The organism is Pantoea sp. SM3640 (assembly GCF_015654165.1).
GTDB lineage: Bacteria > Pseudomonadota > Gammaproteobacteria > Enterobacterales > Enterobacteriaceae > Pantoea > Pantoea vagans.
Genome location: NZ_CP064872.1, coordinates 3,930,149 through 3,951,347, shown reverse-complemented (window position 1 = coordinate 3,951,347; position 21,199 = coordinate 3,930,149). Strand labels below are relative to the sequence as shown.

General features: G+C 53.8%; 25 protein-coding genes. 17 read left to right on the top strand and 8 right to left on the bottom strand.

The genetic code is table 11. The annotated features are described in order from the left end of the window. The first annotated feature begins 5 nt into the window (after positions 1-5). The 7 genes from IV493_RS18255 (at position 6) to coaD (ending at position 7,220) form a co-directional block, all read left to right on the top strand. Positions 6-1,010, top strand: a complete 1,005-nt coding sequence (locus tag IV493_RS18255; protein ID WP_195857559.1) for a glycosyltransferase family 8 protein — start codon at positions 6-8, stop codon at positions 1,008-1,010. A gap of 328 nt (positions 1,011-1,338) precedes the next feature. Then, positions 1,339-2,325, top strand: a complete 987-nt coding sequence (locus IV493_RS18250) for a glycosyltransferase (RefSeq protein WP_304622258.1) — start codon at positions 1,339-1,341, stop codon at positions 2,323-2,325. A 73-nt stretch (positions 2,326-2,398) separates the two neighbouring features. Continuing rightward, positions 2,399-3,475 (top strand): putative lipopolysaccharide heptosyltransferase III, encoded by a 1,077-nt coding sequence (gene rfaQ, locus IV493_RS18245; RefSeq protein WP_195857557.1) that lies wholly within the window; start codon positions 2,399-2,401, stop codon positions 3,473-3,475. Further along, positions 3,468-4,601: a glycosyltransferase family 4 protein gene (locus IV493_RS18240; RefSeq protein ID WP_195857556.1), complete on the top strand. Its 1,134-nt coding sequence runs from the start codon at positions 3,468-3,470 to the stop codon at positions 4,599-4,601. Before rfaQ ends, IV493_RS18240 begins: the two co-directional genes overlap by 8 nt. A 92-nt stretch (positions 4,602-4,693) precedes the next feature. Then, positions 4,694-5,968, top strand: coding sequence for a lipid IV(A) 3-deoxy-D-manno-octulosonic acid transferase (waaA, locus tag IV493_RS18235; RefSeq protein WP_013359504.1), 1,275 nt, complete (start codon positions 4,694-4,696; stop codon positions 5,966-5,968). Continuing rightward, on the top strand, positions 5,968-6,744 hold the full coding sequence (locus IV493_RS18230; RefSeq protein WP_110331077.1) for a glycosyltransferase family 2 protein: 777 nt from the start codon (positions 5,968-5,970) through the stop codon (positions 6,742-6,744). The genes waaA and IV493_RS18230 overlap by 1 nt, the downstream gene beginning before the upstream one ends. Then, complete coding sequence (gene coaD / locus IV493_RS18225) at positions 6,741-7,220, top strand: pantetheine-phosphate adenylyltransferase (RefSeq protein WP_195857555.1); 480 nt, start codon at positions 6,741-6,743, stop codon at positions 7,218-7,220. The genes IV493_RS18230 and coaD overlap by 4 nt, the downstream gene beginning before the upstream one ends. On the opposite strand, the gene mutM is transcribed toward coaD, so the two are convergent. The 4 genes from mutM to radC form a co-directional block, all read right to left on the bottom strand. Continuing rightward, positions 7,217-8,026 carry a bifunctional DNA-formamidopyrimidine glycosylase/DNA-(apurinic or apyrimidinic site) lyase gene (gene mutM / locus IV493_RS18220; RefSeq protein WP_195857554.1) on the bottom strand — a complete coding sequence of 270 codons (810 nt, stop codon included), beginning with the start codon at positions 8,024-8,026 and terminating at the stop codon, positions 7,217-7,219. The genes coaD and mutM overlap by 4 nt on opposite strands. Before the next feature lie 69 nt (positions 8,027-8,095). Beyond that, positions 8,096-8,263: a 50S ribosomal protein L33 gene (rpmG, locus tag IV493_RS18215; protein ID WP_001051798.1), complete on the bottom strand. Its 168-nt coding sequence runs from the start codon at positions 8,261-8,263 to the stop codon at positions 8,096-8,098. 19 nt (positions 8,264-8,282) lie between these two features. Next, the gene (gene rpmB, locus IV493_RS18210) at positions 8,283-8,519 is read right to left on the bottom strand and encodes a 50S ribosomal protein L28 (protein ID WP_013359508.1); all 237 of its coding nucleotides are present in this window, start codon (positions 8,517-8,519) and stop codon (positions 8,283-8,285) included. Between the two features lie 241 nt (positions 8,520-8,760). After that, the gene (gene radC / locus IV493_RS18205) at positions 8,761-9,417 is read right to left on the bottom strand and encodes a DNA repair protein RadC (RefSeq protein ID WP_095706496.1); all 657 of its coding nucleotides are present in this window, start codon (positions 9,415-9,417) and stop codon (positions 8,761-8,763) included. A 180-nt stretch (positions 9,418-9,597) separates the two neighbouring features. On the opposite strand from radC, the gene coaBC reads away from it, so the two are divergent. From coaBC to slmA, 3 genes are all read left to right on the top strand, one after another. Further along, positions 9,598-10,818, top strand: coding sequence for a bifunctional phosphopantothenoylcysteine decarboxylase/phosphopantothenate--cysteine ligase CoaBC (gene coaBC, locus IV493_RS18200; protein ID WP_195857553.1), 1,221 nt, complete (start codon positions 9,598-9,600; stop codon positions 10,816-10,818). Continuing rightward, positions 10,796-11,254, top strand: coding sequence for a dUTP diphosphatase (dut, locus tag IV493_RS18195; RefSeq protein WP_195857552.1), 459 nt, complete (start codon positions 10,796-10,798; stop codon positions 11,252-11,254). Before coaBC ends, dut begins: the two co-directional genes overlap by 23 nt. Before the next feature lie 119 nt (positions 11,255-11,373). Continuing rightward, a complete protein-coding gene (gene slmA, locus IV493_RS18190; protein ID WP_033734520.1) occupies positions 11,374-11,970 on the top strand; it encodes a nucleoid occlusion factor SlmA in 597 nt (198 codons plus the stop codon). A 35-nt stretch (positions 11,971-12,005) separates the two neighbouring features. Here slmA and pyrE read toward each other — a convergent pair whose 3' ends face one another. Further along, positions 12,006-12,647: an orotate phosphoribosyltransferase gene (gene pyrE / locus IV493_RS18185; protein WP_003851333.1), complete on the bottom strand. Its 642-nt coding sequence runs from the start codon at positions 12,645-12,647 to the stop codon at positions 12,006-12,008. A 49-nt stretch (positions 12,648-12,696) separates the two neighbouring features. Beyond that, complete coding sequence (gene rph, locus IV493_RS18180) at positions 12,697-13,413, bottom strand: ribonuclease PH (protein WP_003851334.1); 717 nt, start codon at positions 13,411-13,413, stop codon at positions 12,697-12,699. Positions 13,414-13,563: 150 nt separating this feature from the next. Between rph and IV493_RS18175 the strand changes: the two genes are divergently transcribed. Further along, a complete protein-coding gene (locus tag IV493_RS18175) occupies positions 13,564-14,748 on the top strand; it encodes a NupC/NupG family nucleoside CNT transporter (RefSeq protein ID WP_013359513.1) in 1,185 nt (394 codons plus the stop codon). 38 nt (positions 14,749-14,786) lie between these two features. On the opposite strand, the gene IV493_RS18170 is transcribed toward IV493_RS18175, so the two are convergent. Next, on the bottom strand, positions 14,787-15,212 hold the full coding sequence (locus IV493_RS18170; RefSeq protein WP_013359514.1) for a DUF3574 domain-containing protein: 426 nt from the start codon (positions 15,210-15,212) through the stop codon (positions 14,787-14,789). Positions 15,213-15,367: 155 nt separating this feature from the next. Between IV493_RS18170 and IV493_RS18165 the strand changes: the two genes are divergently transcribed. Further along, positions 15,368-16,231 (top strand): YicC/YloC family endoribonuclease, encoded by an 864-nt coding sequence (locus tag IV493_RS18165; RefSeq protein WP_013359515.1) that lies wholly within the window; start codon positions 15,368-15,370, stop codon positions 16,229-16,231. 173 nt (positions 16,232-16,404) lie between these two features. Here IV493_RS18165 and IV493_RS18160 read toward each other — a convergent pair whose 3' ends face one another. After that, positions 16,405-16,635, bottom strand: coding sequence for a hypothetical protein (locus IV493_RS18160; RefSeq protein WP_143813119.1), 231 nt, complete (start codon positions 16,633-16,635; stop codon positions 16,405-16,407). Between the two features lie 20 nt (positions 16,636-16,655). Here IV493_RS18160 and lpxP point away from each other — a divergent pair, with 20 nt between their 5' ends. From lpxP to IV493_RS18135, 5 genes are all read left to right on the top strand, one after another. Next, entirely contained in the window at positions 16,656-17,579 is a 924-nt protein-coding gene (lpxP, locus tag IV493_RS18155) for a kdo(2)-lipid IV(A) palmitoleoyltransferase (RefSeq protein ID WP_013359516.1), read from the top strand. A 221-nt stretch (positions 17,580-17,800) separates the two neighbouring features. Continuing rightward, entirely contained in the window at positions 17,801-18,943 is a 1,143-nt protein-coding gene (locus IV493_RS18150) for an alanine racemase (protein ID WP_041457141.1), read from the top strand. A 136-nt stretch (positions 18,944-19,079) separates the two neighbouring features. After that, positions 19,080-19,475: a hypothetical protein gene (locus IV493_RS18145; protein ID WP_013359518.1), complete on the top strand. Its 396-nt coding sequence runs from the start codon at positions 19,080-19,082 to the stop codon at positions 19,473-19,475. Between the two features lie 434 nt (positions 19,476-19,909). Further along, entirely contained in the window at positions 19,910-20,176 is a 267-nt protein-coding gene (locus IV493_RS18140; protein WP_041457142.1) for a hypothetical protein, read from the top strand. A gap of 82 nt (positions 20,177-20,258) precedes the next feature. Then, on the top strand, positions 20,259-20,903 hold the full coding sequence (locus tag IV493_RS18135; RefSeq protein WP_041457277.1) for an oligosaccharide flippase family protein: 645 nt from the start codon (positions 20,259-20,261) through the stop codon (positions 20,901-20,903). The last annotated feature ends 296 nt before the right edge of the window (positions 20,904-21,199 follow it).

Sequence of the window (21,199 nt, the reverse complement as noted above, 5' to 3'; positions counted from 1 at the left end):
GCGTAATGGCAATTACCCCTCTTGCTGATGCCGTTCAGCAAAGTCAGCTGCTGGTCAACACGCTTGCTGACACGGATGATAATCCGGTTCACGTTGCGTTTGGCATCAACCACGCCTATGCGCGTGGCCTGGGCATTACGCTGTTTTCACTTCTCCATCATCATCCTGATACCGCGTTCCACGCCCATATTTTCTCCGATTCCCTGCGTGATGAAGATGTGGAAAAACTGCACTTGCTGGCCACAGGCCACCGTCTGGCGATTACGTTGCATATTTTTAACAGTGCCTGGGTTGATCAGTTGCCTGCTGTGGGTCGCTATCCTAAAAGCATCCACTACCGCTTCCTGATCCCTGAAACTGTGGCGAGCTACAGCGATCGGGTGATCTATATTGATGCTGACACGCTTGTAGTGGGTGACTACTCGCCCCTGTTCGCCCTGGATATCGCGGATTACACGCTGGCGGCCTGTAACGACACACCACGTGCGCGGCAGAACCAGTGCGCAAGGCTGGGGCTGAAGCATCATCACTATTTCAACTCCGGCTTTATGCTGATCAATATTCCGCGCTGGCTCGAAAGGCAGACTACGGCGCGCATTACTGACGTGCTGGTGACGCAGGGCGCAGAGTTTGGTTTTCCCGATCAGGATGCGCTGAATATCGTGCTGGAGAATGAGATTCTGATCCTGCCGGACCGCTATAACCATATTTACGACATCATCGCCAATAAAGTCTGGGATCATACTGCCGTTCCAGCGGACACCGTGATGATTCACTACACCGGTAAATGCAAACCCTGGCATGCCTGGGCGGGCAGCGATCTTGCTCAGCTCTACTACCGCTATTACCAGCGCTCCCCCTGGGCTTCACAACCGCTTGATACACCGAGACATTATAAAGAGATGAAGCGATTTTCCCGCATCAAGTGGCATCAGAAACAGTATGCTGAAAGCATGAGCTGGATGATGAAGTATGTCAGTCTCAAGTTTTTTAAGCAGAGCGAGCAATAGCGCTCTCAGGTTTATCATAATTGATACGGGCGCGGTTATTTCAGCGCCTGACTTTCCCGTCATTTATCCCGCCTGCTGTTTACCACCATCTCTTATAAAAAAGACGCTGAATGAACACCAGCATAATAATCTGTTTACCTGTAAAGCGACTTTGCGTAAAAAAGCGCATATAGCGCATTATTATTGTCGGGCGTGGTTTTTAGTAAAGCAGGAAAGCTACACCGTCTTATAATCGTTAACTTCCTGATTCCACTCTGCTGATTTGGAAATGATTTATGACGAGGCAATGCCCTTTCGCAGTGAATTCAACGCGGGTGAAGATAGTGTGATGAGTACTTCTCCTTTGCTGAGTATCATTACGCCGATGTTCAATGCGGGCAGCATGTTTGACGAGTTCATGCAGTCACTGCTGGCGCAGACGCTGACCGCGCTGGAGATCATCATTGTCAATGACGGTTCCACCGACGGCTCAGGTGAGCGCGCTGACCTGTATGCACAGCAGCACGCTCATATTCGTGTGATTCATCAGGAAAATGGTGGCGTGTCGCGGGCCCGTAACGCCGGTCTGGCGATAGCCCGCGGGAAATATGTCACCTTCCCGGATGCAGATGACACCATGCAGCCCGATATGTATCAGACGCTGGTGACGATGGCAGAAGCGGACAATCTGGATGCGGCACAGTGCAACGCCGAGTGGTTTTTCAAACACAGCCAGCGGGTAAAACCGCTGATTCCGCTGGACCGTTTGCGCAGCACGCCGGTGCTGAGCGGTGCCGACTGGCTCAATACCGCGCTGAAAACGCATCGTTATATGCATGTGGTCTGGCTGGGGATCTATCGTCGGGAACTGATTGAGCAGCATCAGTTGCAGTTTGAACCGGGCCTGCATCATCAGGATATTCCCTGGACCACCGAGTTTATGCTGCTGGCGAAACGCGTGCGGTATACCGACGCAGTGCTCTATCGCTACTATATGCACGACGCCTCCATCAGCAACCGCAAACGGACCGGCGAGCGCAACGTGGAATATCAGCGTCACTACCTGAAGATTGCGCGGCTGCTGGAAGAGCTAAACACCCGTTATCGTGACCGCGTGAAGATCTACCCGTCGTTTCACTATCAGGTAACGCATGAAGCGCTCAGCGTTTGCCACAGTGTGAGACGTGAGCCTGATGCCCGCGCACGCCAGGCAATCATTGCCGATCTGTTCACGACCGGTACACACCTGCGCATGCTACGTAATGCCCGGGGAATTAAGCAGTGGTATCAGTTGCTGTTATGGCTGGCGCGGCTCTATCGCTGGCGTGATAAATAACCTTTGAGGCTGGCTTTATCCTAAAAAGGGTTTGCCCTACAATCGGTTCACTGAATTCTGAGAACTCTTGTTTATGGCCAGCCTGATTCCAGCAAACTTCTCTCCAAAAAATATATTACTGATTAAGCTGCGCCATCATGGTGACATGCTGCTCACAACGCCCGCCATCAATGCGCTTCATGAGCGTTATCCGCAGGCCAGCATCGACGTATTGCTCTATCAGGAAACGCGTCCGATGCTGGAAGCGCATCCGGCCATCCGCCATTTGCACGTCATCGATCGCAAATGGAAGCAGGAAGGCACCTGGCGCAAGCTGGGCCATGAGCGTGCATTAATTCGCGCCGTGCGCGACGCCCATTATGATCTGGTGATCAATCTGGCCGATCAGTGGCGCGCTGCTCAGATTACCCGTCTCTCTGCGGCACCCGTTCGCATCGGTTTTGCCTATAAAAAACGCGATAACGTGCTGTGGCGATGGTGTCACAACTGCCTGGTCCCCACACACAATCACAGCAAACTGCATACCGTTGAGCAGAATATGTCGGCGCTGGCGCCCCTCGGCATCAGCAGCGAAGGCGCTCGCGTCTCAATGCACTACAGCGATGCTGACCAGCAAATTGTGCTGGCCCGACTGGCGGAACATCATGTCACTGCGCCCTATATTGTGGTGCAGCCGACCTCACGCTGGGGCTTCAAATGCTGGGAAGAGGAGAGCGTTGCAGCCACACTTGATCAGCTGGCGCAGACGGGCCGCAAAGTGGTGCTGACCGCCGGGCCGGACAAGCAGGAGCTGGCGATGATTAACCGCATTCGCGCGCTCTGTGTATCAAAGGATGTGGTTTCGCTGGCGGGTCAGTTCACGCTGCCGCAGCTGGCGGCATTGATCGATCATGCCCGTCTGTTTATTGGCGTCGACTCTGCGCCGATGCATATGGCTGCTGCGCTTGAAACCCCCTGCATTGCGCTGTTTGGCCCGACCAAGTTGCAGCACTGGCGGCCCTGGGGTGACAACAATCAGGTTATCTGGGCGGGCGATTATGGCCCGCTGCCCTCACCCGATTCCATCGACACCAAAACTGACCAGCGTTATCTCTCGGCCATTCCGGTAACGGATGTGGTCGCGGCAGCGAGGAGCTACCTGAATGAGTAAGTTACGGCTGGCGATTGTCCGGCAGAAATATCGTCCGGATGGCGGTGCTGAACGTTTTATCTCACGCGCGCTGGAGGCGCTGGGCAGCGAAAAGCTCGATCTCAACATCATTACCCGCAGCTGGCAGGGCACGCCCAACCCAGACTGGCATCTGCATATCTGTAATCCGGCAAAGCTAGGCCGGGTCTCCCGTGAGCGCGGTTTTGCCCGGGCAGCACGCGCCTGCTGGGAGCGCGAAAAGTTTGATATTGTACAAAGCCATGAGCGCATTGCGGGCTGTGACATTTTCCGTGCGGGTGATGGCGTGCATCGCGTGTGGCTGGAACAGCGCGCCCGCATCGTGTCATCCTGGCAACGGCTGAGTGCTGCACTCAGTCCTTATCACCGCTATGTTCTGCAGGCGGAAGCGGATATGTTCAACTCTCCGACGCTGAAAGCGGTGATCTGTAATTCAGAGATGGTTAAGCGCGATATCCTGCGCTGCTTTTCGCTCGACGCCGGAAAAATCCATGTCATTCATAACGCTATCGATGCCAGCCGTTTCCAGCCCGCCACGGAAGCAACCCGTCGCGCCACCCGTCAGCAGCTGTCACTGCCCGATGCAGCGACCGTACTGATTTATGTCGGCTCCGGCTTTGAGCGCAAAGGACTGAAAGCGGCGATACAGGCGCTGGCTGCCAGCGATCGTTATCTGATTGTAGTGGGCCAGGATAAACAATTACAACGTTATCAGCAGCTGGCAAACCAGCTTCACTGCCTGGACCGCCTGCGCTTTGTCGGCGTACAGCAGAATGTGCAGCCGTTCTATCACGCGGCGGATGGCCTGTTGCTGCCCACGCTCTATGATCCCTTTCCGAATGTGGTGCTGGAGGCGATGGCCTGCGGCTTACCGGTAATTACCAGCACCGGTTGCGGTGGCGCGGAATTTATTACTGCTGGTCAGGAAGGCTTCGTCTGTGATGCCCTGGATATCAATGGCTTAAATGAGGCAATTAACGCCATACCGGCACTTTCCGTCGATTCACGAATGGGTGACGCAGCGCGACGTAAAATTGAGCCTTATGGTCCACAACGGCTGGCGCAGGCGCTGACTTCGCTTTATCAGCAGGTAGTGAGTAGCAACTGACAATGTGGGATGAGTGCATGCAGGGTTTCTGATACCATGCCGCCATCTCATTTTAATCTGTTTTTAGACGCGAACCTGCTGTAACGGTAACTATGACGACCATTTACACCGCATTGCTCTACTTCATTCAGCCACTGATCTGGCTGCGCCTGTGGCTGCGCGGTCGTAAAGCGCCTGCCTATCGCAAACGCTGGGCAGAACGCTATGGCTATTGTGTCGGCAAAGTGAAGCCTGACGGCATTGTGCTGCACTCGGTCTCTGTGGGTGAAACGCTGGCCGCGATTCCGCTGGTGCGCGCACTGCGTCATCGTTACCCGACCCTGCCGATTACCGTCACCACCATGACGCCAACTGGTTCTGAGCGGGCGCAATCTGCTTTTGGCAAAGATGTGCATCACGTCTATCTGCCTTATGATCTGCCAGGTTCGATTAATCGTTTTCTGGATACGGTTAATCCACGACTGGTGATCATCATGGAAACGGAGCTGTGGCCGAACATTATCCGCATTCTGCACCAGCGTAACATTCCGCTGGTGATCGCCAATGCCCGCCTCTCGGCCCGCTCCGCCAAAGGCTATCGCAAGCTGGGTAAATTTATGCGCCAGCTGTTGCAGAGCATCACGCTGATTGCGGCACAGAATACGGAAGATGGCGACCGCTTCCTGAGTCTGGGCCTGAAACGTTCACAGCTGGCGATTACCGGCAGCCTGAAGTTTGATATTTCCGTGACGCCAGAACTGGCCGCCAGAGCGGTAACACTGCGTCGCCAGTGGGCGCCGCGTCGCCCGGTGTGGATTGCCACCAGCACGCACGAAGGCGAAGAGGCCATCGTGCTGGATACCCATCGTCGCCTGCTGCAGACGTTTCCGGATCTGCTGCTGATTCTGGTTCCCCGCCATCCTGAACGCTTTAACGATGCGCGCGAACTGACGCAGGAACGCGGCTTCAGCTTTATCCTGCGCAGCAGCGGTGAGATCCCTTCGGGTTCCACGCAGGTGGTCATCGGCGACTCAATGGGTGAACTGATGCTGCTTTACGGCATCGCCGATCTGGCGTTTGTCGGCGGCAGCCTGGTTGAGCGGGGCGGACACAACCCGCTGGAACCCGCGGCCCATGCCCTTCCGGTGCTGATGGGGCCTCACATCTGGAACTTCAAAGATATCTGCAGCAAGTTGCAGGAAGGCCAGGGTCTGATCACCGTCACCGACGTGATTTCACTGGAAAAAGAGGTCACCAACCTGTTACAGGATGATGATTATCGCCGTTATTACGGACGCCATGCGGTAGACGTACTGCACCAGAACCAGGGTGCGCTTCAGCGTCTGCTACAGTTACTCGAACCGCATCTGCCACCACGGGCCCACTAATGTCAGCACGCCAGCGTCTTTCTGTGGTGATGATCGCCAAAAATGAAGCGGAGCTGCTGCCGGATTGTCTGGCCTCAGTCAGCTGGGCCGACGAAATTATTGTGCTGGATTCTGGAAGCAGTGACGACAGTGTTGAGATCGCCACGCAGGCTGGGGCGCAGGTCTATAAAAGTGATGACTGGCAGGGCTATGGCATTCAGCGCCAGCGCGCACAGGGCTATGCCACCGGCGACATGATTCTGATGATCGATGCAGATGAGCGTGTTTCACCCGAACTGCGTGCCGCCATTGAGCAGGTGCTGGTCGCCCCACCCAGCCGCACGGTTTACAGCCTGGGCCGCAGTAATCTGTTCCTCGGCCGCTTTATGCGCCACAGTGGCTGGTATCCCGACCGCGTGATGCGCCTCTATCCACGCACCTTCCGCTACAATGACAATCTGGTGCATGAATCACTGCAGAGTGACGGCGCACCGGTGGTGGCGTTGCCTGGCGATCTGGAACATCTGACCTGCCGCGATTTAATCGCCTTTCAGCGCAAACAACTAGCCTATGCCGAAGCCTGGGCCAAAGAACGTCACCAGCGCGGTAAGCGTTGTGGTCTCTTTTCTGTGTTCAGCCATACGCTTGGCGCGTTTGTTAAAACGTTGCTGCTGCGTGCCGGTTTTCTCGACGGTAAGCAGGGCTGGATTCTGGCGGTGGTCAACGCGCAATATACCTTCAATAAATATTCAGCCCTCTGGGCGCTGAATCACGCTTCGGCAAAAGGGCGAGTATGACCACTAAAGCCATCTATCCCGGTACGTTTGATCCTGTAACGCTCGGTCATCTCGACATCGTGACGCGGGCAGCGCAGATGTTTGATCAGGTGATTCTGGCCATTGCTGCCAGCCCCAGTAAAAAACCGATGTTCAGCCTGGATGAGCGCGTGGTGCTGGCCGGTCAGGTGGTGGCCCATCTGCCGAACGTTGAGGTGATCGGCTTCAGCGACCTGATGGCTAATTTCGCCCGTGACCAGCAGGCGAATGTGCTGGTCCGTGGCTTGCGTGCGGTGTCAGATTTTGAATATGAAATGCAGCTGGCGCAGATGAATCGTCACCTGCTGCCAACGCTGGAGAGTGTGTTCCTGATGCCGTCTGAAGGCTTCTCGTTTATCTCCTCTTCGCTGGTCAAAGAGGTGGCGCGTCACAGCGGCGATGTTTCCGCCTTTCTGCCCGCGCCCGTGCATCAGGCACTGCTGGCTAAACTGGCTTAATGCTGGCAGTTGGGGCACCAGTAGGTGCTGCGCTGCCCGTGCCTGCCACTGATAATCGGCGTACCGCATGCCCGGCAGGGTTCACCTGCCCGGCCATAAACCTGCAACTGCTGGGCAAAATAGCCAGGCTTGCCGTCGGTCTGTAAGAAGTCACGCAGCGTAGTACCGCCCTGCTCAATTGAACGTAACAGCACCGCTTTAATGGTGTTGACCAGCAGCTCCGCTTCAGCCTGCGACAGACTACCTGCGGCACGATCGGGAAGGATCCCGGCGGTAAACAGTGACTCACTGGCGTAAATGTTGCCCACGCCCACCACCACTTTGTTATCCATCAGCCACTGCTTGATGAACGTCCGTTTGCCACGTGACTTATCAAACAGGTAAGCGCCGTCAAACTGGTCGCTAAGCGGCTCAGGCCCAAGATGTGCCAGCACGCTACTGCCCGTCAGATCGCTGCTCCAGAGCCAGGCACCAAAGCGGCGCGGGTCGGTGTAACGCAGTACTTTGCCGTTGCTCATCACCAAATCAACATGGTCATGCTTCGCTGCTGGCAGCTCTTCGGAAAGCACCCGCAGGCTGCCCGACATGCCCAGGTGGATAATAATCCAGCCATGCGGCAGTTCCAGCAGCAGATATTTCGCCCGACGCTGCACGCTGAGCACCGGCTGATCGCTTAGCGCCAGGATCTCCTGCGAAACAGGCCAGCGCAGACGTGAATTACGCACCACGGCGTGAAGAATGGTTTCACCGACCAAATGCGGCTCGATACCGCGGCGGCTGGTCTCAACCTCTGGCAACTCTGGCATACCTTCTCCTCAGCGTTTTACACAAACAAAAAACCCGGCCGGAGCCGGGTTTTTAGCAGAACACTAAAATTACTTAATTTTAGCTTCTTTGTAGATCACATGCTGACGTACAACCGGATCGAACTTTTTCAGTTCCAGCTTCTCTGGTTTAGTACGTTTGTTCTTCGTGGTGGTATAGAAGTGACCTGTACCAGCAGAGGAAACCAGCTTGATCTTCTCACGAATACCTTTAGCCATGATTCAGTTCCTTAGTACCTTAGTACTTCTCACCACGGGCACGCATGTCGGATAAAACCGTATCAATGCCCTTTTTATCAATAATGCGCATACCTTTAACAGATACACGCAGAGTAACGAAGCGCTTCTCGCTCTCAACCCAAAAACGGTGTGAGTGCAGGTTCGGAAGGAAACGGCGTTTCGTCGCGTTCATTGCGTGGGAACGGTTGTTACCCGTTACCGGACGCTTTCCAGTTACCTGGCAGACTCGTGACATGTCTATATCTCCAAAAATCAAATCAGCTCGAGCTTTAAAAATTAGGTTTTGGCCGCCTCGTCAGGCTTGCAGCCCGCCAGGCGAGTTCCATGGAACCCGCTAAGCTGGCCTAACCGCCAAACCCGAGATTCTCAAAGGTGGCGTAGTATACGCCGCTCAGCCCAAGTGCTCAAGTCCCGAACAGATAAAGATCCCGAATGATCGGGCAAAAAGCCGCCACCTGGCGCGAATTTTCCCTGAATCAGAGCCATCCCCGCTCAGCAAAGGAGACATATTCGCCATGGCCAATCACCAGATGATCGAGCAGACGGATGTCGAATAGCTGACAGGCTTCGCTGACTTTATGGGTCACTTCACGGTCAGCACGGCTCGGTTCCGCCATCCCCGACGGATGATTATGCGCCAGTATCAGGGCGGCTGCGTTGAGCTTCAGCGCTTCCCGGACGATCTCGCGGGGGTGAACTTCCACGCTATTAATGGAGCCAGAGAACATATTTTGTGCCCGCAGCACCCGATGCTGATTATCCAGAAACAGGGCCATAAAGATCTCCCGCTCCTGGTGGGCTAACAGACTTTGCAGATACTGGCGTGTAATCTGTGGATTTTCCATCACGCTTTCGCGCGCCAGCTTACTGGCGAAAAAGCGCTTCGCCAGTTCGGCAATCGCGTGCAGTTGCGCCAGCTTGGCATCACCGACCCCTTTAATTTTGCAAATTGCCGCTTTGTCTGACGTCATGAGCTGATAAAGCGAGCCAAATCCCTCCAGCATCTGCCCGGCCAGCTCAAGGACGTTCTGCCCCGGCGAGCCGGTGCGGAGAAAGATGGCCAGCAGTTCGGTATCGCTGAGCGAATGCGCGCCCAGTTTTTGCAGTTTTTCCCGTGGTCCCTTGATTTTCATCTTTGCTCTCCCTGAGATGCGCCTAAGAGTGGCCCATCCTGAAGCGTACCGCTATCAGTGGCGCATCAATCTTCGAGGCAGCTCGCAAACGCAGTTGGTGAAAAGGCGCGTACACGCTTTTGTGATAAAGTCCGTGCATTCGCCGCCGCGGGCGGCAGAGAGCTTAGTGAGGCCAACATCATGATGGGATTAGCCGGCAAAAAAATTCTTCTTGGCGTGAGTGGCGGTATCGCTGCTTATAAAGCACCTGAGCTGGTGCGTCGCCTGCGCGACCGCGGCGCTGATGTCCGCGTAATGATGACGGAGGGGGCAAAGGCCTTTATTACTCCGCTCAGCCTGCAGGCCGTTTCAGGCTATCCGGTGTTTGACGATCTGCTTGATCCGGCAGCGGAAGCGGCGATGGGTCATATTGAACTGGCAAAATGGGCCGACCTGATTGTGCTGGCACCGGCCACTGCCGACCTGATTGCCCGTATCACTGCCGGTATGGCAAACGATCTGGTGACCACCGCCGTCTTAGCGACGGCCTCACCCGTAGCGGTAGTGCCCGCCATGAATCAGCAGATGTATCGTGCGGCGGTGACCCAGTACAACCTGCAGACGCTGCATGAGCGTGGCGTGCTGATCTGGGGGCCGGACAGCGGCAGCCAGGCCTGCGGTGATGTCGGGCCGGGCCGGATGCTTGACCCGCTGGTGATTGTTGACCATGCGGTGCAGTGGGCGGCGCCCGTCAACGATCTGCAACATCTCAACATTATGATAACCGCCGGTCCAACCCGTGAGGCCCTGGACCCGGTGCGCTACATCTCGAATCACAGCTCCGGCAAAATGGGCTTTGCGATTGCCGCCGCTGCTGCCTGGCGTGGCGCACAGGTAACGCTGGTCAGTGGTCCGGTCAGCCTGGCGGCACCAGCGGGTGTGCGGCGCATTGATGTTACCAGCGCCCTGGAGATGCAGGCCGCCGTCATGAGCGAGATAGATAAACAACATATTTTCATTGCAAGCGCAGCCGTGGCAGACTACCGGGCAGCCGATATTGCGGCCGATAAAATCAAGAAACAGGGCGGCGATGATAACGTCACGCTGAACCTGGTAAAGAATCCCGATATTGTTGCCGGAGTCGCCGCACTTCAGGAAAACCGGCCATTTGTGGTTGGATTTGCTGCTGAAACACAGAATGTGGAAGAATACGCCCGGCAAAAACAGGTGCGCAAGAATCTGGACCTGATCTGCGCTAATGATGTCGCTAAAGCCGGACAGGGATTTAATAGCGACACCAATGCTCTTCACCTTTTTTGGCAGGATGGAGAAAAACGCTTACCGCTCAGCGATAAGTCTCTCCTTGGCCAACAATTAATAGACGAGATTGTCAGCCGTTATGATGAAAAAAATAGACGTTAAAATTCTGGATGCGCGTGTCGGCAAAGAGTTTCCACTGCCGACCTACGCCACGTCAGGTTCCGCTGGGTTAGATTTACGCGCCTGTATTGATGAGGTGCTCGACATCGCACCAGGCACAACCACGCTGGTCCCGACCGGTCTGGCGATTCATATCACCGACCCCGATCTGGCCGCTGTGATCCTGCCGCGCTCCGGTCTTGGCCATAAACACGGCATCGTGCTGGGCAACCTGGTCGGGTTGATTGACTCCGACTATCAGGGACAGCTGATGGTGTCGGTCTGGAATCGCGGCCAGGAAAGTTTCTCTCTGCAACCCGGCGATCGCATGGCACAACTGGTCTTTGTACCGGTGGTACAGGCGGAATTTAACCTGGTCGACGATTTCGACGCTAGCCTGCGCGGCGAAGGCGGCTTCGGCCACTCAGGTCGCCAGTAACCCGCATTACCGACTTTCACTTACGCCCGTTATTTTTCCTCATCGCCATGGGACGCGTTCCTGTGGCAGATGCGTAGGTGTTGCCTGTTTTTAGGTGAATTTCAGGGGTTTTTAAGGTCATGGCAGAAAAAAAAGTCGCGAAGCGGAACCGTCGCGAAGAGATTTTGCAGGCGCTGGCACAGATGCTGGAGTCAGGTGATGGCAGTCAGCGCATTACCACCGCCAAGCTGGCAGCCACGGTAGGCGTTTCCGAAGCGGCGCTGTATCGTCACTTCCCCAGTAAGACACGCATGTTCGATAGCCTGATTGAGTTTATCGAAGACAGTCTGATTACCCGCATCAATCTGATCCTCAAAGATGAAAAAGAGACCATGACGCGCCTGCGTCTGATCGTGCAACTGATTCTGGGATTTGGTGAGCGTAATCCGGGACTGACGCGCATCCTGACCGGCCATGCGCTGATGTTCGAGCAGGACCGGCTGCAGGGACGTATTAATCAGCTGTTTGAGCGGATTGAAGTGCAACTGCGACAGGTGATGCGTGAACGGAAAATGCGTGAGGGCGAAGCTTTTCAGGCTGATGAGGCGTTACTGGCAAGCCAGCTGCTGGCTTTCTGTGAAGGTTTACTGTCGCGCTATGTCCGTTCTGAGTTTCGTTTCAGTCCCACCGCAGACTTTGAGGCTCGCTGGCCGCTGATGGCCGCTCAGCTGGTGTAAAGAGTCAAAGAAGGCGGGCATCGCGCCCGCCTCTGTTAAATCCCGTACGCTTTCTGATAGGCACGAACCTGAGCCAGATGATCGGCCATCTCCGGTTTCTCTTCCAGCCAGCTAATAAGGTCGGCCAGTGTGATAATGGCGGTCACTTTGCAGCCGTAATCACGTTCCACTTCCTGAATCGCCGACATCTCTCCACGTCCACGCTCCTGACGATCAAGCGACACCAGCACGCCTGCCAGGGTAGCGTTATGCGCACCGATAATATCCATCGACTCACGAATCGCTGTACCTGCCGTGATCACATCGTCCACCAGCATCACTTTGCCCTGCAGCGGGCTGCCCACCAGCAGGCCGCCTTCACCGTGATCTTTGGCTTCTTTGCGGTTGAAGCAGTAGGGCACATCGCGGTCATGATGGTCCGCCAGCGCCACCGCAGTGGTGGTCGCAATCGGAATGCCTTTATAGGCCGGGCCGAACAGCAGATCGAAATCGACAGCGCCATCCACCAGCGCCTGCGCGTAGAAGCGTCCCAGCAGCGCTAAATCCCGTCCGCTGTTAAACAGACCAGCATTAAAGAAATAGGGGCTTTTACGCCCTGACTTTAAAGTGAACTCACCGAACTTCAGCACCTGCTTGTTCAGGGCGAATTCAATAAACTGACGCTGCCAGGCTTTCATTTCTCACTCCTCAAATAAAGAAAAGGCGACCCTGAGGTCGCCTGTTACATCAATTTTCCAGCGCTGCTTTCTGCGCCTGAATCAATTCCTCAATGCCGCCACGTGCCAGCGCCAGTAGCGTCAGCAGCTCTTCATGGCTGAACGGTTCGCCCTCAGCGGTGCCCTGCACCTCGATCATGCGACCATCTTCCATCATCACGACGTTCATGTCGGTTTCTGCCGCGGAGTCCTCAACGTACTCCAGATCGCACAGCGCTTCGCCTTTAACGATACCTACTGAAATCGCCGCGACCATGCCCTTCATTGGATTGGCTTTCAGCTTGCCGCTGGCCACCAGCTTGTTCAGCGCATCGGCCAGCGCCACGCAGGCGCCGGTAATTGACGCGGTGCGGGTGCCGCCATCGGCCTGAATGACGTCACAGTCGAGCGTGATGGTAAATTCACCCAGCGCTTTAAGATCAACCGCGGCGCGCAGTGAACGGGCGATCAGACGCTGAATCTCCAGCGTACGGCCACCCTGCTTGCCTTTTGCGGCTTCACGCGCCATACGACTGTGGGTAGAACGCGGCAGCATGCCATATTCAGCCGTGACCCAGCCCTGGCCCTGGCCTTTAAGGAAACGCGGAACCCCTTCGTCTACGGAGGCAGTGCAAAGCACTTTCGTTTCGCCGAATTCCACCAGAACGGAACCCTCTGCGTGTTTGGTGTAATTGCGGGTCAATGTGACTGGACGCACCTGTTGTGCGCTACGGCCTGCTGGACGCATGGGTATTCTCCGGCTTGCTAATGATTGGCTGCGCATTATACGGACTTCCTTGCCCGCTGTCTCTTGCGCCGGTCTGACGCAGGCACCAGATGAAATTCCCGGCCAGCTGTGGCTAAATGCGCTTTCCTTTCTCTCTGATAAAAAAGACATATGGCCGCCATTCTTCATTTCCTGCTGGCGCTGGTGGTGATTTTCGCCCTTGCGCTGCTGGTCAGTCATGACCGTAAACAGATTCGCCTGCGCTTTATTGTTCAACTGATTGTGGTGGAAGCCGCGCTGGGCTGGTTCTTCCTTCACTCTGCCGGAGGGCTGGCGCTGGTTGGCTCGTTCGCGGGATTCTTTGAGACGCTGCTTGGCTTTGCCGCACAGGGTACAGAATTCGTGTTTGGCGGAATGAGCAAACAGGGGCTGGCATTTATCTTCCTTGGCGTGCTCTGCCCGATTGTCTTTATTTCAGCACTCATCGGCATATTGCAGCACTGGCGCATCCTGCCGCTGCTGATCCGGATTTTCGGGACGCTGCTGTCGAAGATTAACGGCATGGGCAAGCTGGAGTCATTTAACGCCGTCAGCACGCTGATTCTCGGTCAGTCGGAAAACTTCATCGCCTATAAAGGGATTCTGGGTGATATCCCGCCGCGCCGGCTCTACACCATGGCAGCGACCGCGATGTCTACCGTTTCGCTATCGATTGTCGGTGCTTATATGTCGATGATTGAACCGAAGTATGTGGTTGCCGCACTGCTGCTTAACATGTTCAGTACCTTCATCATTCTGTCGATCATCAACCCGATGGAGAGCCAGAATGAGCAGCCTATCGCGCTGGAAAAACTGCATGAAGAGCAGAGTTTCTTTGAGATGCTGGGTGAGTACATCCTGGCTGGTTTCAAAGTGGCGATGATCATTCTGGCCATGCTGATTGGCTTTATTGCCCTGATTGCTGCCATCAACGCGCTGTTTGCGGCGGTGTTCGGTTACAGCTTCCAGCAGCTGCTTGGCTATCTGTTCTATCCTCTGGCCTGGCTGATCGGCATTCCCAAAGCGGATGCCCTGCAGGCGGCCAGCATCATGGCAACCAAGCTGGTCGCGAATGAGTTTGTGGCGATGATTGAGCTACAGAAAGTCGCGGCGGGCATGAGTGCGCGTGGGCTGGGTATTCTGTCGGTGTTCCTGGTTTCCTTTGCTAACTTTGCCTCTATCGGCATTGTGGCGGGCGCAATTAAAGGCCTGAACGAGAAACAGGGAAATGTGGTTTCCCGGTTTGGCTGGAAGCTGGTCTATGGCTCCACACTGGTGAGCCTGCTCTCTGCGGCTTTTGCCGGTCTGTTTATCTGAGTACTCCGCGGGCGGCCTCGCTGCCGCCCGCGTTCATCCTAGAATCCGACACAGACGGGTGCATCCACCCGCATCACCGACTCCTGACCAAAGCGTTTTTTATAGAGGGTACGTAACGCCTCAATGTCCTGATTGGTGGCAGGATCGATACCGTGGATCAGCATCAGCGCTTTACTGTTCTCACGTGCCAGTTTGCCGTTCTCGCCCAGCCATTGCCCTTTAGCGTCATAAACCGACAGTCCCGCTTTGAAGCGTGGCGTGACCTCATTATCCACAAAGTTCATCCAGTCGAGTGAACTCACCCTGCCGCCATCTGGTTTGCTCAGTCCAAACCACAGTGTGGTTTGCATCATCATGTCGCCACCCGCACAGATGGGTTGCGGTTTCGTGGGCGGCGCGTGGCGCGTCTGGCAACCTGCCAGCAGCAGAGCCATCACAACAGGAAGAGCAATAACGCGTGACATAAATCGATCATCCTCACAAGGGGTTAGTGGTCATCATAAGTGGCTCTCGCGGAAAGCGGAAATGGTTCGTTATTTTCCGGTGAGACGCTTATGCCTGTTATGCCGTGGCTCGCCTCGCTATACTTCACCCATCTTTCCGCAAATGAGTACCGCTTATGATCCGCAGTATGACCGCTTATGCCCGCAGCGAAGCCAAAGGCGAATGGGGCAGCGCCGCCTGGGAGCTGCGTTCTGTTAACCAGCGTTATCTGGAAACCTACATCCGTCTGCCGGAACAGTTTCGTGGGCTGGAGCCGGTTATCCGCGAACGCATTCGTCAGCGTCTGACGCGCGGTAAAATTGAGTGCAACCTGCGTTATGACGCAGACCCCAGTGCACAGGGCGAGCTGATGCTCAACGAAACGCTGGCGAAACAGCTGGTGCAGGCAGCCAACTGGGTGAAAATGCAGAGCGATGAAGGCGCGATTAATCCGCTGGATATCCTGCGCTGGCCCGGTGTGATGTCTGCACAGGAGCAGGATCTGGATGCCATTAACACACAGTTGTTGAAGGCGCTGGATAGTGCGCTGGATGATTTCATTGCGGCACGTGAAAGCGAAGGCACCGCGCTGAAAGCGATGATTGAGCAGCGTCTGGAAGGGGTCTCGCAGGAAGTCAGTAAAGTGCGTGCGCAGATGCCTGAAGTCATCAAATGGCAGCGTGAACGTCTGGTCGCCAAACTGGAAGATGCTGAAGTTCAGCTGGAGAACAATCGCCTTGAGCAGGAACTGGTGATGATGGCGCAGCGTGTCGACGTCTCCGAAGAGCTGGATCGTCTGGATGCGCACGTTAAAGAGACCTACAACATCCTGAAAAAGAAAGAAGCGGTTGGCCGTCGGCTCGATTTCATGATGCAGGAGTTCAACCGTGAGTCGAACACGCTGGCATCAAAGTCGATCAATGCCGATATCACCGCGTCAGCGATCGAACTGAAAGTGCTGATTGAACAGATGCGCGAGCAGATTCAGAATATTGAGTAATACATTTCCGGCAGGTCATTAATGAAGCGCCATTGATGGCGCTTTGTTCATTTTTCAGGCACTAAAGTTTGAGATTCATCAACACCTCCGACCTTTTATTACCGTGGCTGGCTTCAACACTACGTAAAGATTGATAAATAAACATTTCCGGACTCTTCCGGAACGCCTGTCAGTCACACTTCGCATTTCAGGTCTGTCTTTTTTAATTTTTTGAATTTAAAATCTTTTTCCTGTTGTGAACCCTTTTTTCGCACCCGAAACGCTGGCTCCATGAAACAGGTCAATCCTGTAGATTCCGTAGTTTCCCTTTCTTTGAAGGCACTTTTTGATAAAGTGTTGGTCGAAATCAGTACAGCTGTACCGCCTGGAGACTTATGGAAGTGCTCTTTATGCGATACATCCATCTATCTCATGAAGGTTGTTAATGAAAAACACCGGAAAATTTAGCAGTTCGCTGCTGCATCCGCGTTATTGGTTTACCTGGTTTGGTCTTGGTGTACTCTGGCTTCTGGTCCAGCTTCCCTACCCTGTTCTTATGCGTCTCGGTGCCGGTGCCGGCAAAATTTCCCGTCATTTCCTGCAACGCCGTGAGCGCATCACCCGTCGTAACATTGAGCTCTGCTTTCCTGGCATCAGTGAAGAAAAAACAGAACATATGATTGCCGGTAATTTTGCGTCGTTAGGTATGGCGCTGGCTGAAACCGGTATTGCCTGGTTCTGGTCTGACCGTGCGGTAAAACGTCTGTTTAAAGTGTCAGGTATGGATAATCTCCACGCTGCGCAGAGTGAAAAGCGCGGTGTGATGCTGATTGGCGTGCATTTCATGTCACTGGAGCTGGGCGGCCGCATCAGCGGTCTCTGTCAGCCGATGATGGCGATGTATCGCCCGCACAACAATCAGGCAATGGAATATGTGCAGACCAAAGGCCGGATGCGCTCAAACAAAGCGATGATCGACCGCCGCGATCTGCGCGGCATGGTTAATGCTCTGAAACAGGGTGAATCGGTCTGGTTTGCGCCGGACCAGGATTATGGCCCGAAAGGCAGCACTTTTGCGCCACTGTTTGCGGTAGAAAAAGCGGCCACCACCAACGGCACTTTTGTGCTGTCGCGTCTGGCGAAGCCAGCGATGGTGCCGATTATGCTGATTCGTAATGCAGATAATGAGGGCTATCATCTGATCATTGAGCCGATGCTGGAAAATTATCCTCATACGGACGAGGCTGCTGCTGCAGCTTATATGAATAAAGTGATCGAGAATCAGATTCTGCGTGCACCGGAACAATACCTCTGGCTGCATCGCCGATTCAAAACCCGTCCGCCGGGTGAACAATCACTCTACGTCTGAGTAAACAGATAAAGCAGGCACCGCGCCTGCTTTTTTTATTCTGCTAATCCCGTCTGCTTAAATATCCTCTCCGGTTCATCCATGTGCTGCATGCTCTATCCTGGGTTAACACACGCTTTAATTTTTGCTGTTCAGCGCCTCTTTCACGGCCACCAGGCTGGTATCAGAAAGTTAATTAAGGAATGATGAATTCTCTTACCTCGTTAAAGCCGGATAAGCTTATGGATATCAACGATACACAGCAGTGGCAGAGGCCGCTGATTGATGACCGCCTTACGCCCTATATTGAAGTGGATGCAGAGCGCCTGGAGCAGAATCTGCAGCATATGCAGCGCAAAGCCAGTGCAACAGGCGTCGCGTTGCGTCCGCATATCAAAACACATAAAAGTGTCTGGATTGCTCAGCGTCAGCTTGAATATGGTGCTCAGGGTGTCACGGTCTCTAAACCCAGCGAAGGTATCAGCTTTATTCAGGGGGGCGTTCGCGATCTGCTGTTAGCCTACCCGGTTGTGCAACCGCAAAGCGTAGCTGAGCTGCTGCGTCTCGCCGTGCTTCATCAGGCAAAACTTACCCTGATCGCGGACAGGCTGCAGGGTGTAGCAGCGATTGCGGATGCGTGGCAGCAACAGCCAGACTGCGCGCTGGCGGTGGCGATTAAGGTGGATGTTGGATTACACCGGATTGGTGTTAATCCTGATAGTGATGAAGCCGTGCTAATTGCTCAGGCGCTGCGGGACAGAGGCTTACGCTTTGCCGGATTAGTGTCGCATGCCGGTCACGCTTATGGTGCCGGTAATGCCGCGGCTATTGTTGATGTTGCCAGGCAGGAAACGGTATTGATGCAGCAGCTTCAGGCAAAACTGCAGGCTGCGGGATTTACCGACTGCCCGCTCTCTGTGGGTTCAACGCCTACGGCCCTGGCAGCCGAGGTTGCGCCCGGCATCAGTGAAATCCGGCCTGGCAACTATGCACTGCTGGACCTTACCGCCTGTCGCCTCGGGCTAAGTCACGTTGACCAGCTGGCAATGAGCGTCATTACCCGTGTGGTAGCGGTAAACGATCATTTCGCAATTGTGGATGCCGGATCGAAAATGCTGAGTTCGGATAAAGGGCCACACGGCACCAATGCCAGCGGCTTTGGTGTTGCAGCCGACGAAGCGGGCCACACGTATGAGGTGACAAAGTTATCTGAGGAGCATGGTTTTCTGCTTTATCAGGATCGCCGTCCTGAAGTCGGCACGCTGCTTCGTATCTTCCCGAATCACAGTTGCGCAGTGATGGCTCAGTCGGATGGCTTTGTTCTGCGTCGTGCCAGTGGGCATAGCGAAGAGCACGCAGTTTCTGCACGCGGCAATTTCATCTGAGTCAGCGGCAGACAGCCTCATCCGTTGTCTGCCGTTTGTACGAAACCCTCTCAACACCACACTTCTGCTGTTACAACGTATTAACGAGCCTGACCCCATGCTTTAATGCTTTTTTAGCTTATCCTCCGGAGGTTATATGTTCTCCTCGCGCACGCTGAGCCTGACGATTCCGCGTCACTGGTTAGATCTTTATGAAACCATCTGGAAGCCGGAATTTTTTCCAAAGTGGGCGTCCGGACTGACGAATAGTGCGTTAGAGCCTGATGGCAATCGCTGGCGTGCTAAAGGCCCTCAGGGAAATGTAAAGCTCCGGTTCTCGCCACATAATCCGTTTGGCGTAATGGATCACTGGATTGACAGTGGCTCAGGAAAGGAAATCTATGTGCCGATGCGCGTGATAGCCAACGAGCAGGGTGCCGAGGTGATGGTGACGGTTTACCGCCAGCCATTTACTTCAGATGAGAGATTTAAGCAGGATATTGAATGGGTTAGCAACGATCTTGAGAAGCTTAACCAGCTTCTGACACAGTAAATCAATGACTTAGCTCGATTTTTTCTCTGTACTTATCACTGGCTGTTTATGAAAAAAAACAGAAAAACTTCCGATGATAAAGCATAAAGCGTTTATCTGATTGCATGCCCCTTCTACACGTTTATCACCAACCCTGCTTAAGCATTGTTGCCAGGAAAATTCCTGGCAAAAGTGCCTGACAGGCAGGCTGTCCCCACTGATTTCAGGCATCTTCATCTGCTGTGTAAACAATTTCGCTAAAACACATACATTAATCATCAACAATCGTTTATTACTCTCGTACTGGAGATTTAATATTTATCATGCATGAAGTGAAACCATTTATTTCTGCGGTAGCGTAATCAGACTTTTCTTATGGTGTTAAATTAAATAAAACAATGTATAAATCATTCCACACACAGCAATACCCATAATGATAAAGCAGGAAAAAAGTCATGGACCGCTCTGCGTATCCTTTGTTATCAGAAAAAGAATTCGTTGAGATTGCCGCAAGGATGCTGGCAGGAGAATATAAAACTACAACAGGATTTATTCGTGATCTGGCGGAATTCTTATTCGCTGCAGGGGATTCCGCCATGACACGAAACAGAGAATTTACCAGGGATATCTGTTTTTTATCCGGGCACCATTTGATTGAATCCATAATAACATGGCAAGCCTGGAAAGGTATTTCAGGACTCCGGCCGGAAAAATTGCACTAACCAACGGTGTCACAGCAACCTCTCATTGCTGTTACACAACGATTTAATTCTCACAGAGTCAATGAACTCTAACGAGTATATTATGGCAATACGTGAAAGCAGTCTTAATAGCGCAAAGTGGTCTCTGCTCTCTTCAATCAAAATTATTGGCATCGGCGTACTGCAGCTTTCGTTGCTGGCGCAGATTCTGCAGGCGAATGAACTGAACCTGCTGGCGATCGCCGTGATAGCTTTACTGGCTATCGATACGCTGGCCGATCGCGGCTTCTCAAATAAGCTGATCCGCCGCTGTATGCTCTCTATCAACGACCTCTCCACGATCTACTGGGGTAATATGTTGATGGGTGTCGCGGTGTTTGGTCTGTTATTTACGGGCAGTCACCTGCTGAACAGTCTGTTTGGTCAACCTGAACTGGCGTTAATGCTGCAGATGGTCTCAGTGGTGTTTATTATCATCCCGCAGGGTCAGCATTACCGTGCGATATTACAGCGCGAAAAACAATATACCCGTATCGCTTTTGCTGAAACCTCATCAGTATTAGCCGGTCTTGCCGTCACTTTATTTACCGTCTGGCTGACACCTTCAGTATTGTGTGCGATCTGGGGTTATCTGGCGATGGCATCTATTCGCATGCTGATTTACTGCTACTATGGTCGTTCATGGTTCCAGCCGGAATACCATTTTAGCCTGAAAGCCTTTTCTAAAATTCGTGCAAGAAACAAATAATAAAATAAGTCTGTATGGTGGGCTCTGAGCATCCGAAACGATGCGTTGGCGTGCTGTTAACCAGCACGCCTTTTCTTTTTATTAAGCCTGTTGCTTTATTTCTCTGATCGATTCCCTTCTTTATCTGCCGCATCCAGCCTTTTTACCTCACTTATAAACTGACTTACCTCCAGCCGTTGTCTGGCGTTCACGGTCGGTTAATATCCGCCCGTCCGGAACCGGAAAACAGCGGGCCGCAACGCACAAACCTTCTGCAGACTGTTTCTTCTCAGATTTAAACAGGCACTCACCGCAGG